Source organism: Massilia sp. ZL223 (assembly GCF_018119395.1).
In the GTDB taxonomy this organism is placed as follows: Bacteria; Pseudomonadota; Gammaproteobacteria; order Burkholderiales; family Burkholderiaceae_D; genus Telluria.
Window position 1 is genome coordinate 1 of the sequence record NZ_JAGPWD010000040.1, and the last position, 20,924, is coordinate 20,924.

At 65.0% G+C, this 20,924-nt stretch carries 24 protein-coding genes and 1 tRNA gene; 11 read left to right on the plus strand and 14 right to left on the minus strand.

Annotation, left to right across the window (positions count from 1 at the left end):
• The first annotated feature begins 141 nt into the window (after nucleotides 1-141).
• From KBW95_RS20330 to KBW95_RS20340, 3 genes are all read left to right on the plus strand, one after another.
• Nucleotides 142-1,155, plus strand: a complete 1,014-nt coding sequence (locus KBW95_RS20330) for an XdhC family protein (protein ID WP_211523878.1) — start codon at nucleotides 142-144, stop codon at nucleotides 1,153-1,155.
• A 93-nt stretch (nucleotides 1,156-1,248) separates the two neighbouring features.
• Nucleotides 1,249-2,157, plus strand: coding sequence for a DMT family transporter (locus KBW95_RS20335; protein WP_229429910.1), 909 nt, complete (start codon nucleotides 1,249-1,251; stop codon nucleotides 2,155-2,157).
• Entirely contained in the window at nucleotides 2,154-3,098 is a 945-nt protein-coding gene (locus KBW95_RS20340; protein ID WP_211523879.1) for a DNA-3-methyladenine glycosylase 2, read from the plus strand. The genes KBW95_RS20335 and KBW95_RS20340 overlap by 4 nt, the downstream gene beginning before the upstream one ends.
• A gap of 12 nt (nucleotides 3,099-3,110) precedes the next feature.
• On the opposite strand, the gene KBW95_RS20345 is transcribed toward KBW95_RS20340, so the two are convergent.
• The gene (locus KBW95_RS20345; protein ID WP_229429911.1) at nucleotides 3,111-3,539 is read right to left on the minus strand and encodes a T6SS immunity protein Tdi1 domain-containing protein; all 429 of its coding nucleotides are present in this window, start codon (nucleotides 3,537-3,539) and stop codon (nucleotides 3,111-3,113) included.
• 166 nt (nucleotides 3,540-3,705) lie between these two features.
• A tRNA-Met gene (locus KBW95_RS20350) sits at nucleotides 3,706-3,782 on the minus strand.
• A 184-nt stretch (nucleotides 3,783-3,966) separates the two neighbouring features.
• On the opposite strand from KBW95_RS20350, the gene KBW95_RS20355 reads away from it, so the two are divergent.
• The 5 genes from KBW95_RS20355 (at nucleotide 3,967) to KBW95_RS20375 (ending at nucleotide 8,243) form a co-directional block, all read left to right on the plus strand.
• Nucleotides 3,967-4,548 (plus strand): NUDIX hydrolase, encoded by a 582-nt coding sequence (locus KBW95_RS20355; RefSeq protein ID WP_211523880.1) that lies wholly within the window; start codon nucleotides 3,967-3,969, stop codon nucleotides 4,546-4,548.
• Between the two features lie 15 nt (nucleotides 4,549-4,563).
• Nucleotides 4,564-5,286: a leucyl/phenylalanyl-tRNA--protein transferase gene (gene aat / locus KBW95_RS20360; RefSeq protein WP_211523881.1), complete on the plus strand. Its 723-nt coding sequence runs from the start codon at nucleotides 4,564-4,566 to the stop codon at nucleotides 5,284-5,286.
• A 62-nt stretch (nucleotides 5,287-5,348) separates the two neighbouring features.
• Complete coding sequence (locus KBW95_RS20365) at nucleotides 5,349-6,077, plus strand: arginyltransferase (RefSeq protein ID WP_211523882.1); 729 nt, start codon at nucleotides 5,349-5,351, stop codon at nucleotides 6,075-6,077.
• A 68-nt stretch (nucleotides 6,078-6,145) separates the two neighbouring features.
• Nucleotides 6,146-7,183 (plus strand): quinone-dependent dihydroorotate dehydrogenase, encoded by a 1,038-nt coding sequence (locus KBW95_RS20370; protein ID WP_211523883.1) that lies wholly within the window; start codon nucleotides 6,146-6,148, stop codon nucleotides 7,181-7,183.
• 13 nt (nucleotides 7,184-7,196) lie between these two features.
• Nucleotides 7,197-8,243, plus strand: a complete 1,047-nt coding sequence (locus KBW95_RS20375; protein ID WP_211523884.1) for an aldo/keto reductase — start codon at nucleotides 7,197-7,199, stop codon at nucleotides 8,241-8,243.
• A 156-nt stretch (nucleotides 8,244-8,399) separates the two neighbouring features.
• Here the strand turns inward: KBW95_RS20375 and KBW95_RS20380 are convergent, their stop codons facing one another.
• The 7 genes from KBW95_RS20380 to KBW95_RS20410 form a co-directional block, all read right to left on the minus strand.
• Entirely contained in the window at nucleotides 8,400-9,329 is a 930-nt protein-coding gene (locus KBW95_RS20380; RefSeq protein ID WP_211523885.1) for a CysB family HTH-type transcriptional regulator, read from the minus strand.
• Nucleotides 9,326-10,399: a sulfate/molybdate ABC transporter ATP-binding protein gene (locus KBW95_RS20385; RefSeq protein ID WP_211523886.1), complete on the minus strand. Its 1,074-nt coding sequence runs from the start codon at nucleotides 10,397-10,399 to the stop codon at nucleotides 9,326-9,328. The genes KBW95_RS20380 and KBW95_RS20385 overlap by 4 nt, the downstream gene beginning before the upstream one ends.
• A complete protein-coding gene (gene cysW, locus KBW95_RS20390; protein WP_211523887.1) occupies nucleotides 10,396-11,316 on the minus strand; it encodes a sulfate ABC transporter permease subunit CysW in 921 nt (306 codons plus the stop codon). Before cysW ends, KBW95_RS20385 begins: the two co-directional genes overlap by 4 nt.
• The gene (cysT, locus tag KBW95_RS20395) at nucleotides 11,313-12,185 is read right to left on the minus strand and encodes a sulfate ABC transporter permease subunit CysT (RefSeq protein ID WP_211529194.1); all 873 of its coding nucleotides are present in this window, start codon (nucleotides 12,183-12,185) and stop codon (nucleotides 11,313-11,315) included. The genes cysW and cysT overlap by 4 nt, the downstream gene beginning before the upstream one ends.
• A gap of 111 nt (nucleotides 12,186-12,296) precedes the next feature.
• A complete protein-coding gene (locus tag KBW95_RS20400; protein ID WP_211523889.1) occupies nucleotides 12,297-13,070 on the minus strand; it encodes a sulfite exporter TauE/SafE family protein in 774 nt (257 codons plus the stop codon).
• A 274-nt stretch (nucleotides 13,071-13,344) separates the two neighbouring features.
• The gene (locus tag KBW95_RS20405) at nucleotides 13,345-13,983 is read right to left on the minus strand and encodes a peroxiredoxin (protein WP_211523890.1); all 639 of its coding nucleotides are present in this window, start codon (nucleotides 13,981-13,983) and stop codon (nucleotides 13,345-13,347) included.
• A gap of 27 nt (nucleotides 13,984-14,010) precedes the next feature.
• Complete coding sequence (locus KBW95_RS20410) at nucleotides 14,011-14,397, minus strand: diacylglycerol kinase (RefSeq protein ID WP_211523891.1); 387 nt, start codon at nucleotides 14,395-14,397, stop codon at nucleotides 14,011-14,013.
• A gap of 154 nt (nucleotides 14,398-14,551) precedes the next feature.
• Here KBW95_RS20410 and KBW95_RS20415 point away from each other — a divergent pair, with 154 nt between their 5' ends.
• The gene (locus KBW95_RS20415) at nucleotides 14,552-15,337 is read left to right on the plus strand and encodes an IclR family transcriptional regulator (protein ID WP_211523892.1); all 786 of its coding nucleotides are present in this window, start codon (nucleotides 14,552-14,554) and stop codon (nucleotides 15,335-15,337) included.
• A gap of 40 nt (nucleotides 15,338-15,377) precedes the next feature.
• Here the strand turns inward: KBW95_RS20415 and pbpG are convergent, their stop codons facing one another.
• The 3 genes from pbpG to KBW95_RS20430 form a co-directional block, all read right to left on the minus strand.
• Entirely contained in the window at nucleotides 15,378-16,526 is a 1,149-nt protein-coding gene (pbpG, locus tag KBW95_RS20420; protein ID WP_211523893.1) for a D-alanyl-D-alanine endopeptidase, read from the minus strand.
• 166 nt (nucleotides 16,527-16,692) lie between these two features.
• Nucleotides 16,693-17,388: a nitroreductase gene (locus tag KBW95_RS20425; protein WP_211523894.1), complete on the minus strand. Its 696-nt coding sequence runs from the start codon at nucleotides 17,386-17,388 to the stop codon at nucleotides 16,693-16,695.
• A complete protein-coding gene (locus KBW95_RS20430) occupies nucleotides 17,385-18,305 on the minus strand; it encodes a DMT family transporter (RefSeq protein ID WP_211523895.1) in 921 nt (306 codons plus the stop codon). Before KBW95_RS20430 ends, KBW95_RS20425 begins: the two co-directional genes overlap by 4 nt.
• Here KBW95_RS20430 and KBW95_RS20435 point away from each other — a divergent pair.
• Together KBW95_RS20435 and phaP are read left to right on the plus strand one after the other, a co-directional pair.
• A complete protein-coding gene (locus KBW95_RS20435) occupies nucleotides 18,217-18,660 on the plus strand; it encodes a hypothetical protein (RefSeq protein WP_211529202.1) in 444 nt (147 codons plus the stop codon). The two genes, KBW95_RS20430 and KBW95_RS20435, sit on opposite strands and share 89 nt — an antisense overlap.
• Entirely contained in the window at nucleotides 18,644-19,219 is a 576-nt protein-coding gene (gene phaP, locus KBW95_RS20440; protein WP_211523896.1) for a TIGR01841 family phasin, read from the plus strand. Before KBW95_RS20435 ends, phaP begins: the two co-directional genes overlap by 17 nt.
• A gap of 209 nt (nucleotides 19,220-19,428) precedes the next feature.
• Here the strand turns inward: phaP and KBW95_RS20445 are convergent, their stop codons facing one another.
• Complete coding sequence (locus tag KBW95_RS20445) at nucleotides 19,429-20,151, minus strand: ABC transporter ATP-binding protein (RefSeq protein WP_211523897.1); 723 nt, start codon at nucleotides 20,149-20,151, stop codon at nucleotides 19,429-19,431.
• On the minus strand, nucleotides 20,151-20,921 hold the full coding sequence (locus KBW95_RS20450) for an ABC transporter ATP-binding protein (protein ID WP_211523898.1): 771 nt from the start codon (nucleotides 20,919-20,921) through the stop codon (nucleotides 20,151-20,153). Before KBW95_RS20450 ends, KBW95_RS20445 begins: the two co-directional genes overlap by 1 nt.
• Nucleotides 20,922-20,924 lie beyond the last annotated feature (3 nt).

Sequence of the window (20,924 nt, forward strand, 5' to 3'; positions counted from 1 at the left end):
GCAGGCCGGGACCTTGCCATTGGCAAGGTCCCGCTCAAGTTTTTATGCGCACGGCTTACTTCCGCCCCCGCCAACACGCCCCCCGCTTTTTTTGTATTATTCTTCATCAACCTTTTCACGCCGCACCCCGGCCGCGCGCACATGGACAGTATCGACCTCGAAGTACTGAAGACTTCCGCCGCCTGGCTCGCCGCCGGCCGCCGCTGCCAGCTGGTCACGGTGATCAAGACCTGGGGCTCCAGTCCGCGCCCGATCGGCGCCACGCTCGGCATCTGCGAAGACGGCCAGGTGGTCGGCTCGGTCTCGGGCGGCTGCATCGAGGACGACCTGATCGCCAAGGTGCGCGGCAACGGCATCGAATTTACCCGTCCGGAAATCGTCAGCTACGGCATCAGCGCCGACGAAGCCCACCGCTTCGGCCTGCCCTGCGGCGGCACCATCGAACTCGCCATCGAGCCGCTGTCGCGCGACAGCCGCATCGACGAACTGCTCGAGCGCCTCGGCCAGGGCGAACTGGTCGAGCGCAGCATCGACCTCCAAACCGGCGCGGTCAGCCTGCGCCGCGCGGAAGCCTCCGCCATCCAGCGCGTCGAGGGCGATGTGCTGCACACCATCCACGGTCCGCGCTGGCGCCTGTACATCATCGGCGCCGGCCCGCTGTCGCGCTTCCTGGCCCAGGTGGCGGCCGGCATGGACTACCGCGTCACCGTGTGCGACCCGCGCGAGGAATACCACAGCGGCTGGAACCTGCCCGGCGTGGAACTGGTCCACGTGATGCCGGACGACCTGGTAATCGAGGCGAAGCTGGACGCGCGCAGCGCCGTGGTCGCGCTGACCCACGACCCCAAGCTGGACGACCTGGCGCTGATGGAAGCGCTCAAGTCGGAGGCCTTCTATGTCGGCGCCATCGGCTCGCGCCTGAACAACAGCAAGCGGCGCGAACGCCTCAAGCTGTTCGACGTGACCGAGGACCAGCTGGCCAGGCTGCACGGCCCGATCGGCCTCTACATCGGCAGCAAGACGCCGGCCGAGATCGCGATCTCGATCATGGCCGAACTCACCGCCGTGAAGAACGGCGTTCCCGCGGAGATGCTGGTGCCGCATGCGGCGGCCATCGAAACGGCGTCCACCGAGGTCTGCGCACGCGCCGCCTGAATTCGAAAGCAATGTAAAAGCAAAAAACGGATGGCGCGTCCCGGGCGGCGCCGCCACCATCACCTGTTCTCCCGTACTTCGAGCATCAACATCATGAACACTGCAAACATGCTGCGCCTGGTCGCGCTGGCCGCCATCTGGGGCGGCTCCTTCCTCTTCATGCGCATCGCCGCGCCGGTACTCGGTCCCGCCGTGCTGATCGAATACCGGGTCGCCTTCGCCGCCCTGTTCCTGGCGGGTGTCGCCTGGGTGCTGCGCAAGCGCGCCTCGACCGCGCCGCTCAATCTGCGTGAGCACTGGAAGCACTACCTGATCCTGGGCCTGTTCAATTCCGCCCTGCCCTTCGTGCTGTTCGCCTTCGCAGCCCGCACCCTGTCGGCATCGGTGCTGTCGGTGCTGAACGCCACCGCGCCGATGTGGGGCGCGCTGGTGGCCTTCGTGTGGGCGCGCCAGCCGGTCAGCGGACGGGCGGCGCTGGGCCTGGTGCTGGGCACCATCGGCGTGGCCCTGCTGGTCGGCTTCGACCACGTGTCCGACCTGCCCGGCGCCGGCCTGGCCGTGGGCGCGGCCCTGATCGCGGCGCTCAGCTACAGCATCGCCAGCCAGTACGCCAAGTCGGCCAAGGCCGTGCCGCCCTTCGCCAATGCCCATGGCTCGATGTGGGCGGCCGCGCTCCTGGTGCTGCCGGTGATTCCGCTCTTCCCTTCGCCCGGCGAACCGACCGTCGGCATCATGGCCGCCGTGCTCGCGCTCGGCGTGCTGTGCAGCGGCATCGCCTACATCATCTACTTCAAGCTGATCGAGGAAGTCGGCACCACCTCGGCCCTCACCGTGACCTTCCTGAACCCGGTCTTCGGCATCCTGTGGGGCGCGATCTTCCTGCATGAAGTGGTGGGCTGGCACACGCTGGCCGGTTCGGCCATCGTCCTGCTGGGCACGGCGCTGGTGACCGGCTTCACGCCCTCCTTCCTGCGCGCACCCGCAGCCGCGCAAGGGAAATGATGGGCGAATTGAACATCCCCCTGCCCGCGGGCTACCGCGTGCAGGACGTGCTGGCCTTCCACAGCCGCGATGCGGAAGGCGTGGCCGAGCAGATCACCGAACAAGGCCTGCGCAAAGGCATCCTGCTCGGCGGCGTGCCGGTGCTGATCGACATCGCCTTCCCTACGAATGCCAAGGACGCTACCAACGCGGCGAAAAAGGCCAAGACCACGAAGGCCGTGGAAGGCATGGCCCTGTGCCGCGTCGTTCCGGACGGCGAGCTCACGGCGGCCCAACAGCAGGCAGTAGAAGACGCCCTGCTCAACATGCTGGGGCTGCGCATCGACCCGGCCGCCTTCGCAGACTTCGCGCGCGCCGATCCGGTGCTCGGCCCCATCCTGGCGCGCCAGCCGGGGCTGCGCATCGTGCAGTCCGCCACCGTGTTCGAGGCCCTGACCTGGGCCATCATTGGCCAGCAGATCAACCTGAGCTTTGCCATCTCGCTGCGCCGCAGCCTGATCCAGGTCGCCGGCCGCCCGCATTCCAGCGGCCTGTGGTGCTACCCGGAAGCGTCCGACGTCGCCCGCCTGCAGCTCGACGAGCTCACCAGCCGCAAGTTTTCGCGCGCGAAAGCCGAGACCGTCCTGCGCCTGGCCCAGCTGGTGGACGAAGGCAAGCTGTCCCTGGCGCGCGACCGCGACCCCATGGAGGTCAGCCGCGAACTGCTGGCCGTCAAGGGCATCGGCCCCTGGACCGTCAACTACGCCTTGCTGCGCGGCTATGGCTACCCCGACTGCTCGCTGCACGGCGACGTGGCGGTGCGCACAGCCTTCCACCAGCTGATGGGAGGCGAAGCACGGCCGGACATCGCCGAAGCCGAACGCCTGCTGGAGCGCTACAAGCCGCACCGGACCATGGCCGCCGCCTACCTGTGGGCCAGCCTCAGCGACCAGGCCGGCTGAGCCCAGGCGGACTTAATTCCAGCGCGGCAGGCCTTCGAACTGCTGCGCTCCTTCTCCCGAAAACCGGATCAGTTCCGCCAGCGGCACGGTGGCCAGGTTGTCGCGGCCGTAGTGCCCGCCGAGCGCGCTGGGAATCTTGAGGCAGTACTTGCGCCCGTCCGGGAGCGGCCCCAGCGCCGCCTCGGCCAGGCACACGACTTCCGGCATATACCAATCGTTGAGAAAATCCTGGTTGTACGAGAGCGCGTCGAAATCGGCCCTGCTGCTGGCCACCGGTTCGCAGCACAGGTCTTGCGGGCGCAGTCGCCAGTAGTGGTCGTCCTCGTCGCGGATGATGAGGTTACCGAACGCATTGGCCCCGAGGACTTCGACGGCCTTCAGGCCGACCCAGCCCCAGGAATCGTTGATATCGTCGACATGGATCATGGTTGCCCCTTGCATGCTCGCCCCTTGCAGTACGGCCGGCATGCGCCAGCCTTTGCCGGTTGGACCAGGGGGATGCGGGAAGATTGCAGGCGAACGCGGCAGGATTGACCTGGATCGAGGAAGATACGCGCCGAAATGGAAAAAGCCGCCGATTCTTGCGAACCGGCGGCTTTTCGAATTCTGGTTGCGGGGACAGGATTTGAACCTGTGACCTTCGGGTTATGAGCCCGACGAGCTGCCAGACTGCTCCACCCCGCGTCTGATGGTTCGTATTATACGCAGCTTCTACCTTTTAGGCAAACTCAATCCAGCCGCGATGTGCGATTGCAGCAGCTTATGACTCATGCATAAGCGCCGCAGCCCGCTTTCCAGGCCCTTGCCGGACCACATGAGCACTGCAATCAGTGTAAAGTAAAGGGCAATACCAATTCGTCGATGACCTATGAAATTCTGCTCCGAGTGCGCCCATCCTGTCGCGCTGGCCATTCCTGAAGGCGACAACCGGCCGCGCTACGTCTGCACGCACTGCCACACGATCCATTATCACAATCCCAAGCTGGTCATCGGCTCCATTCCCGTCTGGGAACAGGACGGCAAGCTGCAAGTGCTGCTGTGCCGCCGCGCCATCGAGCCGCGCTACGGCTACTGGACCTTGCCGGCCGGCTTCATGGAAAACGAAGAGACCACTGAGCAGGCCGCCGTGCGCGAAACCGAAGAGGAAGCCGGCGCCAACGTCGAGCTCGGCAACCTGTTCACCCTGCTGAACGTGGCCCACGTGCACCAGGTGCACCTGTTCTACCTGGCGCGCCTGCGCGACCTCGATTTCGCGCCGGGTATCGAAAGCCTGGAAGTCAAACTGTTCACGGAAGCCGAGATCCCCTGGGACGAGCTGGCCTTCCCCACCATCCGCAGCACCCTGGAACTCTTCTTTGCCGACCGGATCAAAGTGCGCGAGGGCGGCAGCTATGGATTCCACAGCCGGGATATCGTGCGCCCCATGCTCGCGCCGCGCGGGCCCGACTGACCCGGCGAGGCCCGCATGATCCCCTGGCTCGAGAGCGATACGCCTTTTCCCGACGTGTCCGAGGCATTGACCGTGGACGCGCCCGGCCTGCTCGCGGCCGGCGCCGACCTCTCGCCCCAGCGCCTGCTGCTTGCGTACCAGAACGGGATTTTCCCCTGGTTTTCGGAAGGCCAGCCCATCCTGTGGTGGAGCACCGATCCGCGCATGGTGCTGCTCACCGAGCAGTTCAAGGTCAGCGACAGCCTGAAAAAGACCCTGCGCAAGGTCGAGCGCAGCCGCGTCGAGGGCGGGCCTTGGGACGTGCGCTTCGACACCGCCTTCGAAGAGGTGATGCGCGCCTGCGCGGCTCCGCGGCGCGACGGACCCGGAACCTGGATTTCGGAAGACATCATCGACGGCTACACTGGCCTGCACCAGATGGGCTATGCCCACTCGGCCGAGGTCTGGCTGGACGGCGAGCTGGTCGGCGGCGCGTATGGCGTGTGCATCGGCCGCATGTTCTATGGCGAATCGATGTTCGCACGCGTCTCGGATGCGTCCAAGGTGGCGCTCGCCTACCTGGTGTCCTTCCTGCGCGGGCATGGCGTGCGCATGATCGACTGCCAGCAGGAGACCGGCCACCTGGCGTCGCTGGGCGCTGCGCCGATCCCGCGCAGCCGCTTCCTCGAGCATCTGCGCGCTGCGATCCGCGAACCGGCCATCACGCAATGGAAGGTGGCGGCACCGTTGACTGGCTAACACTGTGCGCAGCGCGATTTCGCTAAAATAGGTTTCACCACGTCGTCTCGAGAGCTTTTTGCATGACGCACCTAAATGACCTGCCCTTCGCAACGCTGCAGTTCTATACCACGGCGCCCTATCCGTGCAGCTATCTCGATTCCCGCCAGGCCAGGTCGCAGGTGGCGACGCCCTCGCACCTCATCAATGCCGACGTGTATTCCGAGCTGGTGAAGAACGGTTTCCGCCGCAGCGGCATCTTCACCTACCGTCCCTATTGCGACGGCTGCCAGGCCTGCATCCCGGTGCGTGTCAAGTGCGAGGACTTCACGCCCAACCGCACCCAGCGCCGCGCGTGGAAGCGCCACGGCGAGCTGGTCGCGATGGTGGCCAACCTGGCTTTCTCGGACGAGCACTACGCGCTCTACCTGCGCTACCAGACCACGCGCCACGTCGGCGGCGGCATGGACCAGGACAGCCGCGACCAGTACGCCCAGTTCCTGCTGCAGAGCCGGGTCAACACGCGCCTGGTCGAGTTCCGCGAGCCGGACGGCACCCTGCGCATGGTCTCGATCATCGACGTGCTGTCGGACGGCCTGTCCTCGGTGTACACCTTCTTCGATCCGGACGTCGAAGGCGCCTCCTACGGCACTTACAACGTGATGTGGCAGGTGAACCAGGCGCGCGAGCTCGGCCTGGGCTATGTCTACCTGGGCTACTGGATCGAACAAAGCCCGAAGATGGCCTACAAGATCAATTTCCGCCCGCTGGAAGCGCGCGTCAACGGCGTCTGGAGCGTCCTGGAGCGCTGACAACGCCCGGCGATCCTCTACGGGTCGCCGCACGGTAGAATGGCGGGGATTATCACACTGAGCACCCCATGTCCGACAAACTCCTGTACGCCCTTGCCCGTCCCGTGCTGTTCTCGCTCGATCCCGAGGCGGCCCACAACCTGACCCTGCCGGCCCTGCGCCGCGCCGCCGAACTCGGCCTGACCAGCGTGGTCAAGAAACCCCAGCCCGACCCGCGCACCGTCATGGGCATCACCTTCCCCAACCCGGTCGGCCTGGCCGCCGGCCTGGACAAGGATGGCGCCTACATCGACGGCCTGGCCGCGCTCGGCTTCGGCTCGATCGAGATCGGCACCGTGACGCCGCGCGGCCAGATGGGCAACCCGAAGCCGCGCATGTTCCGCCTGCCGAAGGCGCGCGGCATCATCAACCGCATGGGCTTCAACAACGGCGGCGTGGACGCCTTCGTGGCCAACGTGCAGGCTTCGCGCTTCTACCAGGAGCGCCAGGGCGTGCTGGGCCTGAACATCGGCAAGAACGCCGACACCCCGATCGAGCGCGCCGCCGAGGATTACCTGCACTGCCTGCGCCGCGTCTATCCCTACGCGAGCTATGTGACGGTCAATATCTCCTCGCCCAACACCAAGAACCTGCGCCAGCTGCAGGGTGCGTCGGAACTGGACGCCCTGCTCTCCCAGCTCAAGCAGGAGCAGTCGCGCCTGGCCGACGAGTACGGCCATTACGTGCCGGTGGCGCTGAAGATCGCGCCGGACGTGGACGGCGACCAGATCCGCGACATCGCCGGCGCCCTGCTGCGCCACAAGATCGACGGCGTGATCGCCACCAACACCACGCTCAACCGCCGCGATGTGGAAGGCATGAAGCATGCGAACGAAGCCGGCGGCCTGTCGGGCGCGCCGGTGTTCGAGCAGTCGAACATCGTGATCCGCGCGCTCAAGGCCGAGCTGGGCGAGGAAGTGCCGATCATCGGCGTGGGCGGCATCATGCGCGGCCAGGATGCGCGCGCCAAGATCGCTGCCGGCGCCAAGCTGGTGCAGCTGTACAGCGGCCTGATCTACGCGGGCCCGGCGCTGGTGCGCGAGTGCGCCGACGCGCTGCGCACATGACAGGAGCGTGAACATGGAACGCAGGCAGCTGGGCCGCACGGATTTGATGGTGTCGACGGTCTGCCTCGGCACCATGACCTTCGGCGAGCAGAACAGCGAAGCGGACGCGCACGGCCAGCTCGATCTCGCACTGGAGCGCGGCGTCAACTTCATCGACACCGCCGAGATGTACCCGGTGATGCCGAACGCGGCCACGCAAGGCTCGACCGAGCGCTTCATCGGCACCTGGCTCAAGAAGAGCGGCCGGCGCCCGGACGTGGTGCTGGCCACCAAGGTGGCCGGGCCGAATCCGCACGCGCCCTGGATTCGCGGGCCGCAGCACAACCTCGGCCGGACCGACATCCGCGCGGCGGTCGAGGACAGCCTGCGGCGTTTGCAGACCGACTATATCGACCTGTACCAGCTGCACTGGCCGAGCCGGAACCTGCCGGTTTTCGGGGCGAACCAGTTCAACCCGGAGGCCGAGCGCGCGGCGGTGCCGATCGAAGAGAGCCTGATGGCGCTGGGGGAGCTGATCGACGAGGGCAAGATCCGCCACATCGGCGTGTCGAACGAGAGCGCCTGGGGCGTGTGCGAGTTCGTCAAGCTTTCGGAGATGAAGGGCCTGCCGAGGATCGCGACGATCCAGAATCTGTACAACCTGACGGCGCGGGCCTTCGAGACCAGTTTGCTGGATGAAGCGTGCTTCCGCAGCGATGTCAGTTTGCTGGCGTATAGCCCGCTGGCGTTCGGGCAGCTGACGGCCAAGTACCTGGACGATCCCAAGGCGCAGGGGCGGCTGAATATTTTTCCGAAGAGCTGGAGTCCGCGTTACCTGCGGCCGGCGGTGCTGGCGGCGTGCGCGGAGTATGCGAAGCTGGCGCGGGAGAATGGATTGAGCCCGGCTCAGATGGCGCTGGCGTGGTGTTATTCGCGGTGGTTCGTGGGGTCGACCATTATTGGGGCGACGTCGCTGGCGCAGCTGGAGGAGAACATCGGGGCGGTGGAGGTGAAGCTGTCAGCGGATGTGGTTGCAGCGATCGATGAGATTCATGCGCGGTTCACCAATCCTGGGCAGTGATCGGCGCTAACGCTGTTCACGCAAAACTTGGGTTCCGGCCTTCGCCGGAACGACGTGCTGAGGGCGGTGGTGCATTAAAAGATAACCACTAACCTAAAGACCGTCGTTCCGGCGAAGGCCGGAACCCAAGTTTCTTCGAGCAGCCACGAGCTCAACTCACTCCGCCGCCTGCAACGCCTTCTCGATATCCGCCCGCGTATACCCCTGAGCAAACCGCTCGATGAAGTGATACGCATACGCCCTCAGGTAAGACCCGCGCCGCACCGCCAGCCTGGTCACATTCTGCGCAAACAGGTGCGACGACTCGATCGCCCTCAGCCCCTTGTCGCGCCCATGGTCGAAGGCCATCGACGCGACTATCCCGACGCCCAGCCCCAGCGACACATACTGCTTGATGACGTCCGAATCCATCGCGGTAAGGACGATATCCGGCGCCAGCCCCGCTTCGACGAAGGCCGCATCGATATGGCTGCGGCCCGTGAAGCCGACGTCATAGGTAATGAGCGGATACTCCGCCAGGTCCTCGAGCCGCAGCGGGTGCGAAGTCGCGAAGATCGGATGCCCCTCCGGCGCCACCACCAGGTGGCTCCAGCGGTAGCACGGAAAGGACACCAGGTCCGGAAACGCCGACAAGCCCTCGGTCGCGATGCCGATGTCGGCCTTGCCCGACAAGACCCACTCCGCGATATGCTCCGGTGCGCTCTGCTGCAGGGCGATGCGCACGCCCGGGAAGGCCGAGCGGAAGGACTGCACCACCTGCGGCAGTGCATAGCGCGCCTGGGTGTGGGTCACGGCCACGGTCAAGGTGCCGCTGTCCTGGGCCGCATACTCGCGGCTGGCCTGCTGCAGGTTTTCCGCTTCCACCAGCAGCTTCTCGACGATACGCAGGATGCCCTTGCCCGGCGGCGTCAGGCCCGTCAAACGCTTGCCGTTGCGCTCGAAAATCTCGACGCCCAGTTCTTCTTCCAGTTCGCGGATCTGGCGCGACACGCCCGGCTGTGAAGTGAACAGCGCATTCGCCACCTCGGTCAGGTTGAAGTCGCGGCGCGCCGCTTCGCGTACGGAACGCAGCTGCTGGAAATTCATATGCCTTCCCCCTGGTCCACGAACACTTCGATGCGGCGCGGACGCACGACCAGGGTCTCGCCCTCTTTCAATCCGAGACTGGCGAAGCGCTCGTTCGGCAGCACGGCTTCGATCAGCTGCGCATTGTCGGCGCGCTCCAGGTCGAGCTGGGCCAGCGGTCCGATCGCATGGGCGCGGCGCAGCTTGGCCACCACGCCTTCGGCGCCCGGCGTATAGCGTTCCACATCCAGGTCGTGCGGACGCACGTAGCCGATACCGGCGCCGTCGCGCACGCCGGCGAACTGCGGCGCATTGAAGGTGACGTCGCCCGACGCCAGCACGCCTTCGTGCACGCGGCCGTGGAACAGGTTGACGTTGCCCAGGAAGCCGTACACGAACGGCGAAGCCGGCTTGTTATACACATCGCCAGGCGCGCCCTGCTGCTCCACGCGGCCCTTGTTCATCAGGACCACCTGGTCGGCCACTTCCAGCGCTTCTTCCTGGTCGTGGGTCACGAAGATCGAGGTCACGTGCAGGTCGTCGTGCAGGCGGCGCAGCCAGCGGCGCAGTTCCTTGCGCACCTTGGCGTCCAGCGCACCGAAGGGTTCGTCCAGCAGCAGCACGCGCGGCTCGACGGCCAGGGCGCGGGCCAGCGCGATGCGCTGGCGCTGGCCGCCGGACAGCTGCGGCGGATAGCGGTCGGCGATCCAGTCCAGCTGCACCAGCTCCAGCAGCTGTTTCACTTTTTCGCGGATCTGCTGCTCGCTCGGACGCTCCTTGCGCGGCTTGACGCGCAGGCCGAAAGCGACGTTCTCGAACACGGTCATGTGCTTGAACAGCGCGTAGTGCTGGAACACGAAGCCGACCTGGCGCTCGCGCACGTGGTGGTGCGAGGCATCCTGGCCGTCGAGCAGCACGCTGCCCGAATCCGGATGCTCGAGGCCCGCGATCACGCGCAGCAGTGTCGTCTTGCCGCAGCCGGAAGGGCCCAGGAGCGCGGTCAGTTCGCCGTCCGGGAACTTGAGCGAGACATCGTCCAGCGCGGTGAACTGGCCGAATTGCTTGTGGATGTGTTGGACTTCGATAGTCATGCTGCGTGCTCCGTATTGCGTTCGTCGGCGGCGGCCTTCTTGACCTGGTGCAGGCGCCATTCGATAAAGCTCTTCACCGCCAGGGTCACCAGCGCCAGGAGCGCCAGCAGCGATGCGATCGCGAACGCGGCCGTGAAGTTGTATTCGTTGTAGAGGATCTCGACCTGCAGGGGCATGGTGTTGGTCTCGCCGCGGATGTGGCCCGACACCACCGACACCGCGCCGAACTCGCCCATGGCACGGGCGTTACACAGGATCACGCCGTACAGCAGGCCCCATTTGATGTTCGGCAGCGTGACCTTGACGAAGGTCTGCCAGCCCGAAGCGCCCAGCACCAGCGCGGCCTCTTCTTCCTCGGTGCCCTGCTGCTGCATCAGCGGAATCAGCTCGCGCGCCACGAAGGGGAAGGTGATGAACACCGTCGCCAGCACGATGCCCGGCACCGCGAACAGGATCTTGATGTCGTGCTCGGCCAGCCAATCGCCGAACCAGCCCTGGGCGCCGAACAGCAGCACGTAGATCAGGCCCGCGATCACCGGCGACACCGAGAACGGCAGGTCGATCAGGGTCAGCAGGATGCTCTTGCCGCGGAACTCGAACTTGGCGATGGCCCAGGCCGCGGCGACGCCGAACACCAGGTTGAGCGGCACCGAGATGCCGGCCGCGATCAGGGTCAGCTTGATGGCCGACAGCGCATCCGGGTCCTTGATCGATTCGACATAGGTTTCCCAGCCGCGCTTGAGCGCTTCGGTAAACACCGCGATCAGCGGCACGAACAGGAACAGGGTCAGGAAGGCCAGCGCGACCGCGATCAGGGTGTAGCGCACCCAGTTCGGTTCGAACACATTGGTGGCCGGGCGCCTGGCCGGCACGGGCTTGGAAGGCGCGGACGCCACGTTGTCGAGGACTGCGCTCATTTCTTGCCCGCCCGTTTGCGTGTCCAGGCCTGCAGCAGATTAATCGTCAGCAGCAGGATGAAGGAGATGATCAGCATGACGACTGCAATGGCGGTAGCGCCCGCGTAGTCGTACTGCTCCAGCTTGGTGATGATGAACAGCGGCGTGATCTCGGACACCATAGGCAGGTTGCCCGCGATGAAGATCACCGAGCCGTATTCGCCGGTGGCGCGGGCGAAAGCCAGCGCGAAACCGGTCAGCAGCGCCGGCACGATGGTAGGCAGCACCACGCGGATGAAGGTCTGCAGCGGCGAAGCGCCCAGGCTGGCGGCGGCTTCCTCGAGCTCGCGCTCGGCCTCTTCCAGCACCGGCTGCACGGTGCGCACCACGAACGGCAGGCCGATGAAGGTCAGGGCCAGCACCACGCCCAGCGGCGTGAAGGCGACCTTGATGCCCAGGCTGGCCAGGTACTGGCCGATCCAGCCGTTATGCGAATACAGGGCCGTGAGCGTGATGCCGGCCACCGCGGTCGGCAGCGCGAACGGCAGGTCGACCAGGGCGTCGATGAAGCGCTTGCCGGGGAACTGGTAGCGCACCAGCACCCAGGCGACGATGCCGCCGAAGATGACGTTGATGAAGGCGGCGATCAGCGAGGCGCCAAAGCTCAGGCGGTAGGACGCCATCACACGCTCGGAGGTCACGGCGGCCCAGAACGCGTCCCAGGTCATCGTGAAGGTCTTGAGGAAGACCGCCGACAGCGGGATCAGGACGATCAGCGCCAGGTAAAAGATGGTGAAGCCGAGCGAGATGCCGAAGCCGGGGATGACCCGGCCTGGGGAGCGTCTGGCGCTCTTGCTCACACCGATGCTCGGCTGTGCTGGGAAAGTCATGGAAGCCCTTATTACAAATTCTTCTAACGGGCCACAATAATCTCACCTGAGTCTCATAAAGCAAACGAAACTTTCCTCATTTGCATAGACACTTTCCCTATTTGGCCTGGCTCAAAGGACCAGCTTCGCCGCTACGCCGGTCAAGGTGGTGGCAAGCAGCGCGCGCAGGAAACGCTCCGGTACGGCACGCGATGCCATCGCGCCGAGGGTGATGCCGGGCACCGAACCCACCAGCAGGGTCAGCAGCAGCATCCAGTCGATCGAACCCAGCCACCAGTGGCCGACGGCCGCGATGGCCGTGAGCGGGACCGCATAAGCAATGTCGGTTCCCGCCACTTCGGCAGGGGTCAGTTTTGGATACAGGAAGACCAGCAGGGTGGCGCCGATCGCGCCCGCGCCGATGGACGATACGGTGACAAGCACGCCCAGCACGGCGCCGCAGAAAATGGTGGCGGCGGCGAGCGCCTTGCCCTGCAGTTGGCGCTCCGGGTGCGCGTTGATCCAGGCCAGCAGCTTGCCGCGGAACAGCAGCGCGATCACGGTCAGCAGCACGGAACCGGCGATCGAATAGCGGATTACCAGGCCGATTTCCTTGTCCAGCGCGCCGAATTCGCGCAGCGCAAGCGTGGCCAGCACGGCCGCAGGCAGCGCGCCCAGGCAGAGGCGGCCGACGATGGGCCACTGGACGGTGCGGTTGAAACGGTGGGTGATGGTGCCGGCGCCCTTGGTGATGGACGCGAAGGCCAGGTCGGTGCCGACCGCGACCGAAGGCGAGACGCCGAACAGCAGGGTCAGGAGCGGGGTCATGAGCGAACCGCCCCCTACCCCGGTCATTCCGACCAGCAGCCCAACTGCGAAACCCGCCACTATGTAAGTCATCGACATGCTTTGCTCCCAATGTGGCACACAGGGTAAAGCTGCTCGGCAGTTAAACAAACAACAGCTTCCTTATTTGCTTATGCAGAGATATTCGTACGGATGAGCATGGCGCGTTGCCATTTTGCAACGCAAAGACGTTGAAGAACGGCCTCCCCGCCATTGGCGCCGCGAACATAAAGACGTCGTCCCCGCCAAGGGGGCCGCCGAGGCCGGGGACGACGGTCTTTCGGCTAGCTCAACGCCATCAGGCGCGTGGTCAGCCGTTAGGGAATCGCGCCGATTACTTGTTCGGCTGCGGAGTCAGGCGCAGGTAGGGACGCGGCGCCTCGAAGCCCTTCGGATACTTCTGCTTGATGACTTCCGGATCCTGCACGGTCAGCGGGATGATGACCGGATCGCCATCCTTCCAGTTGCCCGGGGTGGCCACGGTGTAGCCGTCGGTCAGCTGCAGGGCGTCGATCACGCGCAGCACTTCGTCGAAGTTGCGGCCGGTGCTCATCGGGTAGGTGATGGTCAGGCGGATCTTCTTGTTCGGGTCGATCACGAACAGCGAACGCACGGTGGCGGTGGCCGATTGCTGCGGGTGGATCATGTCGTACAGCTCGGACACCTTCTTGTCGGCGTCGGCGACGATCGGGAAGCCCACCACGGTCTTCTGGGTCTCTTCGATGTCCTTGATCCACTCCTTGTGCTGCTCGGCCGGATCGACCGACAGGGCGATCGCCTTGACATTGCGTTTGTCGAATTCAGGCTTGAGCTTGGCGGTCAGGCCCAGCTCGGTGGTGCAGACCGGGGTGAAGTCCGCCGGGTGCGAAAACAGCACCACCCAGGAGTCGCCCGCCCACTCGTGGAAGCGGATCTTGCCGATGCTGGAGTCCTGCTCGAAGTCCGGGGCGGTATCGCCGAGGCGTAAGGTCATATCAATCTCCTAGTTTGAACACACGGGTCAGAAAAAGCGGTTGTACAGCACGACGGCCCAGGTCGCCGTGGCCAGCAGCAGCGTCAGGGCGACCGCGGCGCTGCCCATGTCCTTGGCCACTTTCGAGAGCGGATGGCGCTCGAGCGAGATGCGGTCGACCACGGCTTCGATGGCCGAGTTGATCAGTTCGACGACCAGCACCACGATCAGCACGCCGATCAGCACCAGCTTCTGGAAGCCGGACACCGGCAGCGCCAGCGCAATGGCGACGGCGATGGCGATGACCACGATCTCCTGGCGGAACGCCGCCTCGCTGCGCCAGGCCCAGGCGAAGCCATCCCAGGTGTTGCGGCAGGCGGCGAGGATGCGGCTGAGGCCGCGTTTGGTCTTGAATTCGCTGATCGGGTGTTCCATCGTTCTTGAAATTAAGTCATGCAGGAATGCCATTATGCCGCCCGGCGCGCGGAATGTGTAAAAACCGACGACACACACTAGCCCATGTGTTTGCATGTGCTTTTCACATCATGGTATAAAGAAGCTACCCATACTGCACTGCACCAACCACATCATGAAAATGGAAAGTCCAGAACCAGCCAAGACGTCGATCCAGGTCATCGAACGCATGATGGCCTTGCTCGACGCGTTGGCCAGCTATTCGGACCCGGTGAGCCTGAAGGAATTGTCCAAGGTCTCGGGCCTGCACCCATCCACAGCACACCGCATCCTGAACGACATGGTCGTGACGCGCTTCGTCGACCGCGTGGAACCGGGCACCTACCGCCTCGGCATGCGGCTGCTCGAACTGGGGAACGTGGTCAAGAGCCGCCTGTCGGTGCGCGAAGCGGCGCTCGACTCGATGCGCGCCCTGCACCGCAAGACCCAGCAGACCGTGAATCTGTCGGTGCGCCAGGGCGACGAGATCGTCTACATCGACCGCGCGTTCTCGGAACGTTCGGGCATGCAGGTGGTGCGCGCCATTGGCGGGCGCGGCCCGCTGCACCTGACCTCGACGGGCAAGCTGTTCCTGTCGGTGGACGACGTCAAGGCGATCCGCGCCTACGCCACCCGCACCGGGCTGGCTGGGCACACGAAGAATTCGATCACGGAGCTGTCGCGCCTGGAGCGCGAGCTGAGCCTGGTGCGCTCGCGCGGCTATGCGCGCGACAACGAGGAGCTCGAGATGGGGGTGCGCTGCATGGCGGCCGGCATCCACGACGACAGCGGCAAGCTGGTGGCCGGGCTGTCGATCTCTGCGCCGGCGGACCGCCTGCAGGAAGACTGGCTGGAAGACCTGGTGCAGACGGCGGCGAGCATTTCGTCCACCCTGGGGTACCGGCCGACGCCGGCAGTCTGAGGCATGTGCGGGCTTGGCGGCAGCGCCGCCAGCCCAAGGATCAATTCGGCGGCAACTCGGCCGGCGCGGCCGCCGTGGTCACCGTCGGCGCGGGGGGCGTGCCGCCCAGCCCGGCCGGCGTCACCGTCTCCAGCCAGCGCCGCATGCGTCCCGCGTCCGCGGTGCGCGACATCTTCCCTTTCGAATCCAGGAACACCATGATCACATTGCGTCCCTGGATCATGGCCTGCATCACCAGGCAGCGCCCTGCTTCGTTGATGAAGCCGGTCTTCTGGATGCCGATGTTCCAGTCCGGCAGCGCCACCAGGTAGTTGGTGTTCGCGTAGCGCATCGGCCGTCCGCTGGCCTTGACCACGGAATCCTTGGTGGTCGAATACTCGCGCAGCAGCGGTTCCTGGTGCGCGTTGGCCACCAGCTTGGCCAGGTCGCGCGCGCTCGAGACGTTGCGGCTCGACAGCCCGCTCGCATCCACGTAATGGGTGTCGTTCATGCCCAGCTCGCGCGCCTTGGCGTTCATGGCCTCGACGAAGGCCTCGATCCCGCCCGGATAATTGCGGCCCAGCGCGGACGCGGCGCGGTTCTCGGAACTCATCAGCGCAATGTGCAGCAGTTCGCGGCGCGTCATGCGCGCGCCCACCGGCAGGCGCGAGCTGCTGTACTTGTGGCGGTCGACGTCTGCGTCGGTAATGCGCAGCACTTCGTCCAGGTCCTGGTTGGCCTTGACGACGACCAGCCCGGTCATGAGCTTGGTGATCGAGGCGATCGGCAGCGCCACGTTGGCGTTCTTCTCGAACAGCACTTCCGAGCTGTTCTGGTCGAGTACGAAAGCCACGTTGGAACGCAGGGCCAGCGGATCGGGAGTGCGGCTCAGGCCGGCGATGTCGCCGAGGCTGCGCGAAGCGTAGGAGGGCGCGGCGCGGCGCACGCTCTGGTAAGTCACCACGCGCTTGCCGCGCACCATGGCGACGCGGCGCACCATGCGCTGGCGGTTGTCGGCGGCGATGGTCTTGGCCAGGTCCTGGCGCTTCTTGGAGCGCACAGCCTTGCGTGCGGCCTTCCGCTTCTGCTTTTTCTTGACGGTCTGGGTCTTCTCGGCACCGGCGCCGGCTCCAGCGCCCGCACTGGCAGCCTGCGCCGGCGGGAGGGCGAGCAGCAGGGAGACAATGGCAGCGAAAGCAATTTTATACATCTGGAAGCCCTTCGGTGCGAACGGATGAGGTACGAAGCAAAGTGTAGCCGAACAACGTGTGATCGCAAGAAGAATTCACATTCCGTGCGGCAACAATTCACAAAAACAACAAAACGCTGCGCCAACGAAGCCCTTACGTATCAATGAGATATCGAACGCAAGCTCTTTATTCCATGAAGCGGGTGAAGCCGGCGATCGGTTCCCTGTCGGTCACCAGGCTGTTTTCGATCCGTGCCGGATCGGCCCAGCCGAGCGCCATGCCGCACACCACCATTTCATTGTCCGGCAATCCGAGCTGCGCTGCAATCACCCGATGATATTGCGTAAAAGCAGCTTGCGGGCAGGTATCGAGGCCGCGGGCGCGTGCGGCGACCATGATGTTCTGGAGGAACATGCCGTAGTCCAGCCAGGAACCCTGCTCCATGATGCGGTCGATGGTGAAGATGAAGCCCACCGGCGCGTCGAAGAACGCATAGTTGCGCGCATGCTGGGCCGCCATGCCGGCCTTGTTGTCGCGCGTCAGGCCGAGCAGGCTGTACAGGTCCCAGCCGACCTTGCGGCGCCGGTCGATGTAGGGAGAGACCCATTCGCGTGGATAGTAGGCGTATTCCTCGGTGTGCTCGCGCGCCTGCTGGGGATCGGCGTTGACCGCCAGGATCGCATCGGACAGCTGTTTCCTCGCCTCCCCGGTCAGCACATAGACCTTCCACGGCTGGGTGTTGGTGCCGGACGGCGCGCGCGCCGCCACGTCCAGGATGCGCTCGATATCCTCGCGTGCGACCGGCTTGTCGAGGAAGGCGCGGATCGAACGGCGCGAGGTGATGGCGGCATCGACGGCTTCTTGGCTGGGGCTGGAAATCATGCAGTCTCCATAGGTTTGGATGTTGGTTTTTTGACGACGAAAGCGACGCCCGTGACGGCGAGCACCATGCCGGCCAGGCCGAGCAGGGTGAAGGATTCGCCGAACAGCAGCCAGGCCATCAGGGCCGTGGTGGGCGGAGTCAGGTAGAGCAAGCTGGTGACTTCGGTGGCGGCGCTGCGGCTGATCAGGGTAAACAACAGGAAGATCGCGCCGATCGACAGCGCGAACACCGACCACAGCCAGGCGACGACGAAATCGCGGGTCCAGGCGATGCTGGAGAAGGCCGGGTCGAGTCCTTCCAGCCAGACCGCCAGCGGCAGCAGTACCGCGACGGTGGCTCCGAACTGGATCACGGTGCCGGTGCGCAGGTCGAAGCGCGGACACCAGCGCCGCTGGTACATGGTCCCGGCCGTGATCGACAGCAGTGCGAACACGCACAAGGCGATGCCGGCGGCGGACAGCCCGGCCGCGCTCATCTTGGCGTAGACCACCAGCGCCACGCCGCCCAGGCCGAGCAGCAGGCCCAGCCACTGCAGCGGACGCACGCGCTCGCCGATCAGGGGCGCCGCGGCCGCGGTCAGGATCGGCTGCATGCCGACGATCAGGGCGGTCAGCCCGGCCGGCATGCCCAGCTTGATCGCCGCCCACACACCGCCCAAATAGCCGGCCTGCAGCAGGATGCCGGCCACGGCCACGTGCAGCATCTGGCCACGCGGCCATGGCGCGCGGAACAGCAGCACGACCGGCAGCAGCACGGCCAGCACGCCGAGGCAGCGCACGATGAGGAAGGTCAGCGGCGGCGCATACGGCAGGCCGAGCTTGGCGACGATGAAGCCGGTGCTCCACAGGAACACGAAAAACAGGGGAATCGGGGAAAGCCAGGAAGTGCTGGGAACGGAAGTTGCGCTGGTCTGCATGGCCTGGCTGTCGCGCCGTTGCCACGGCGGATTGAATAAAACACAAGCGCTTAGTCTAGCATGGGCGCTTTCGCCGCGTTTAGCCCCTGGAAAACGCGCGTTTTTCTGCCGATTCTTTGCGCTAAATCAAGCGTTGTTTCTTGCATTAAATGCATTCAAGAAATTTATGAATAATAGATGGTGCGTCGCATCAAAAATGCTTGACGCGTTCTTGGAAGTGGCCGACAATTCGTTCTGTTGCGGTGCACAAAAAAGAGTTTCAGCCAGTTTTCGCAGGAACCTGTCTCACCTTAGCAAGATCCCTTTCTTTAAGAAACGTATTCATTTTGGAGAGCCACATGTTTGCAATCCCTGAGCAGTTCTCGAACGCCACCAAGGCCAGCCTGGAATCGCAATTTGCCCTGTTCTCGTCGCTGACGCAGAAGACCTTCGAAGGCGTTGAGAAGCTGGTCGACCTGAACATCAACGCGGCGCGCGCCACCCTGGAAGATTCGTCGGCCGTGGCTCGCCAGCTGCTGGGCGCCAAGGACCCGCAAGAATTCTTCTCGGTGTCGGCTTCGCAGGCCCAGCCGGCTGCTGAAAAGGCGCTGTCGTACAGCCGCCAGCTGGCGTCGATCGCCGCCGGCACCGGCGCCGAGTTCTCGAAGGCCGCCGAAAGCCAGATCGTCGAAGCCAACCGCAAGGTGATCTCGCTGGTCGACGAAGTGAGCAAGAACGCTCCGGCCGGTTCGGAGAGCTTCGTTGCCGCCGTCAAGACCGCGATCAGCAACGCCAACGCCGGCTACGAGCAGATCAGCAAGACCACCAAGCAGGCAGTGGAAGCCGTGGAAGCCAACCTGAACGCGGCGGTTGCCCAGTTTTCGGCGACTGCTCGCAAGGCTACCAACGCAGCGAACGCTGCCGCAGCGGCCTAAGCTGGTTCGCGTCAAGTAAAAGAAAAGCCGGAGCGCGTGAGCGTTCCGGCTTTTTGTTTTTGGGGTCGTGCGTCGCGCACTCGTCTCATCGAAGTCGCATCCTCCACTCATCCCGCACCCTTTCCAACGTCATCCCGGCGAAGGCCGGGATGACGTTGGTAAGAGGTGCGGGGAATGCGGCTGATGTGACTTCGGGGACGCCAGCGGCGTCACTCCCCCAGATACGCCGCCTGCACCCTCGGGTCATGCAGCATATCCTGCGCATTCCCCGTCATCGTCACCGCCCCCGAATCCATCACATACCCCCGGTGCGCCGCCTGCAGCGCCAGCTTGGCGTTCTGCTCCACCAGCAAGACGGTGATACCCTGCGCCGACACATCGCGGATCACCTCGAAGATCTTCTCCACCATGATCGGCGACAGTCCCATCGACGGCTCGTCCAGCAGCAGCAGGGTCGGATGGCACATCAGCGCCCGGGCCATCGCCAGCATCTGCTGCTCGCCGCCCGACAAGGTCCCCGCCAGCTGCGCCGAGCGCTCCTTCAGGCGCGGGAAGACCTCGTACCACTTCTCGATATCCGCATTGATTCCCGCCTGGTCCTTGCGCGTGTAGGCGCCCATCAGGAGGTTTTCGTGGATCGTCATGCGCGTGAACACGCCCCGCCCTTCCGGCACCATGGCCAGCTTCTGCTGCACCAGGCGGAACGAGGACAAGCCCTTCAACGGCTGGCCCAGATACGAAATGGTCCCTTCCACCTTGCACGGCGGGAGCGTGCCGGTGATGGCCTTGAGCGTGGTGGTCTTGCCCGCGCCGTTGGCGCCGATCAGGGTCACCAGCTCGCCGCGGTTCACTTCCAGGTCCACGCCCTTGACCGCCTTGATGCCGCCGTAGGCGACCTTCAGGCCGCTGATCTTCAGAATGTTCTCGCCCATCAGTGCGCGCCTCCCAGGTAGGCCTTGATCACGGCCTCGTTCTTCTGGATCTCGGCGGGCAGGCCTTCCGCGATCTGCTTGCCGTATTCCAGCACCGTGATGCGGTCGCACAGGCCCATCATCAGCTTCACGTCGTGCTCGATCAGCAGCACGGTCTTGCCTTCGGCCTTGATTCTCAACAGCAGCTCGCGCAAGGCCAGCTTCTCGGTCGCGTTCATGCCGGCCGCCGGTTCGTCCAGCGCCAGCAGTTGCGGGTCGGTGGCCAGCGCGCGCGCGATCTCCAGGCGGCGCTGGTCGCCATAGGACAGGTACTTCGCCGTCCGGTTGGCGAAGGCGCCGATGCCGACGAAGTCGAGCAGCTCCTGCGCGCGCCGGCGGATCGCCGCTTCTTCCGCGCGCGCCGCCTTGTGGCGGAAGATGGCGCCGAACACGCCCTGGCGGGTGCGGACGTGGCGTCCCACCATCACGTTCTCGAGCGCGGTCATCTCGCCGAACAGGCGGATGTTCTGGAAGGTGCGCGCGATGCCGGCCCTGGCCACTTCATGCGGCGCCGACGGCGAATACGGCTTGCCCGCCAGCTCGAAGCTGCCGGTGTCCGGCTGGTACAGGCCGGTGATGACATTGAAGAAGGTCGTCTTGCCCGCCCCGTTCGGGCCGATCAGGCCATAGATCTGGCCCTGCATGATCCGGATGCCGACGTCGGTCAGGGCCTGCAGGCCGCCGAAGCGCTTGTTCACGCCGGAGATGTTCAGGAGTACGCGTTCGCTCATGAT

What these genes read in the sequence shown, in the direction of transcription:
- KBW95_RS20330 (WP_211523878.1), top strand. Translation starts at nt 142, where the DNA reads ATGGACAGTATCGACCTCGAAGTACTGAAGACTTCCGCCGCCTGGCTC.
- KBW95_RS20335 (WP_229429910.1), top strand. Translation starts at nt 1,249, where the DNA reads ATGAACACTGCAAACATGCTGCGCCTGGTCGCGCTGGCCGCCATCTGG.
- KBW95_RS20340 (WP_211523879.1), top strand. Translation starts at nt 2,154, where the DNA reads ATGATGGGCGAATTGAACATCCCCCTGCCCGCGGGCTACCGCGTGCAG.
- KBW95_RS20345 (WP_229429911.1), bottom strand. Translation starts at nt 3,539, where the DNA reads ATGCAAGGGGCAACCATGATCCATGTCGACGATATCAACGATTCCTGG.
- KBW95_RS20355 (WP_211523880.1), top strand. Translation starts at nt 3,967, where the DNA reads ATGAAATTCTGCTCCGAGTGCGCCCATCCTGTCGCGCTGGCCATTCCT.
- aat (WP_211523881.1), top strand. Translation starts at nt 4,564, where the DNA reads ATGATCCCCTGGCTCGAGAGCGATACGCCTTTTCCCGACGTGTCCGAG.
- KBW95_RS20365 (WP_211523882.1), top strand. Translation starts at nt 5,349, where the DNA reads ATGACGCACCTAAATGACCTGCCCTTCGCAACGCTGCAGTTCTATACC.
- KBW95_RS20370 (WP_211523883.1), top strand. Translation starts at nt 6,146, where the DNA reads ATGTCCGACAAACTCCTGTACGCCCTTGCCCGTCCCGTGCTGTTCTCG.
- KBW95_RS20375 (WP_211523884.1), top strand. Translation starts at nt 7,197, where the DNA reads ATGGAACGCAGGCAGCTGGGCCGCACGGATTTGATGGTGTCGACGGTC.
- KBW95_RS20380 (WP_211523885.1), bottom strand. Translation starts at nt 9,329, where the DNA reads ATGAATTTCCAGCAGCTGCGTTCCGTACGCGAAGCGGCGCGCCGCGAC.
- KBW95_RS20385 (WP_211523886.1), bottom strand. Translation starts at nt 10,399, where the DNA reads ATGACTATCGAAGTCCAACACATCCACAAGCAATTCGGCCAGTTCACC.
- cysW (WP_211523887.1), bottom strand. Translation starts at nt 11,316, where the DNA reads ATGAGCGCAGTCCTCGACAACGTGGCGTCCGCGCCTTCCAAGCCCGTG.
- cysT (WP_211529194.1), bottom strand. Translation starts at nt 12,185, where the DNA reads ATGACTTTCCCAGCACAGCCGAGCATCGGTGTGAGCAAGAGCGCCAGA.
- KBW95_RS20400 (WP_211523889.1), bottom strand. Translation starts at nt 13,070, where the DNA reads ATGTCGATGACTTACATAGTGGCGGGTTTCGCAGTTGGGCTGCTGGTC.
- KBW95_RS20405 (WP_211523890.1), bottom strand. Translation starts at nt 13,983, where the DNA reads ATGACCTTACGCCTCGGCGATACCGCCCCGGACTTCGAGCAGGACTCC.
- KBW95_RS20410 (WP_211523891.1), bottom strand. Translation starts at nt 14,397, where the DNA reads ATGGAACACCCGATCAGCGAATTCAAGACCAAACGCGGCCTCAGCCGC.
- KBW95_RS20415 (WP_211523892.1), top strand. Translation starts at nt 14,552, where the DNA reads ATGAAAATGGAAAGTCCAGAACCAGCCAAGACGTCGATCCAGGTCATC.
- pbpG (WP_211523893.1), bottom strand. Translation starts at nt 16,526, where the DNA reads ATGTATAAAATTGCTTTCGCTGCCATTGTCTCCCTGCTGCTCGCCCTC.
- KBW95_RS20425 (WP_211523894.1), bottom strand. Translation starts at nt 17,388, where the DNA reads ATGATTTCCAGCCCCAGCCAAGAAGCCGTCGATGCCGCCATCACCTCG.
- KBW95_RS20435 (WP_211529202.1), top strand. Translation starts at nt 18,217, where the DNA reads ATGAAGCCGGTGCTCCACAGGAACACGAAAAACAGGGGAATCGGGGAA.
- KBW95_RS20430 (WP_211523895.1), bottom strand. Translation starts at nt 18,305, where the DNA reads ATGCAGACCAGCGCAACTTCCGTTCCCAGCACTTCCTGGCTTTCCCCG.
- phaP (WP_211523896.1), top strand. Translation starts at nt 18,644, where the DNA reads ATGTTTGCAATCCCTGAGCAGTTCTCGAACGCCACCAAGGCCAGCCTG.
- KBW95_RS20445 (WP_211523897.1), bottom strand. Translation starts at nt 20,151, where the DNA reads ATGGGCGAGAACATTCTGAAGATCAGCGGCCTGAAGGTCGCCTACGGC.
- KBW95_RS20450 (WP_211523898.1), bottom strand. Translation starts at nt 20,921, where the DNA reads ATGAGCGAACGCGTACTCCTGAACATCTCCGGCGTGAACAAGCGCTTC.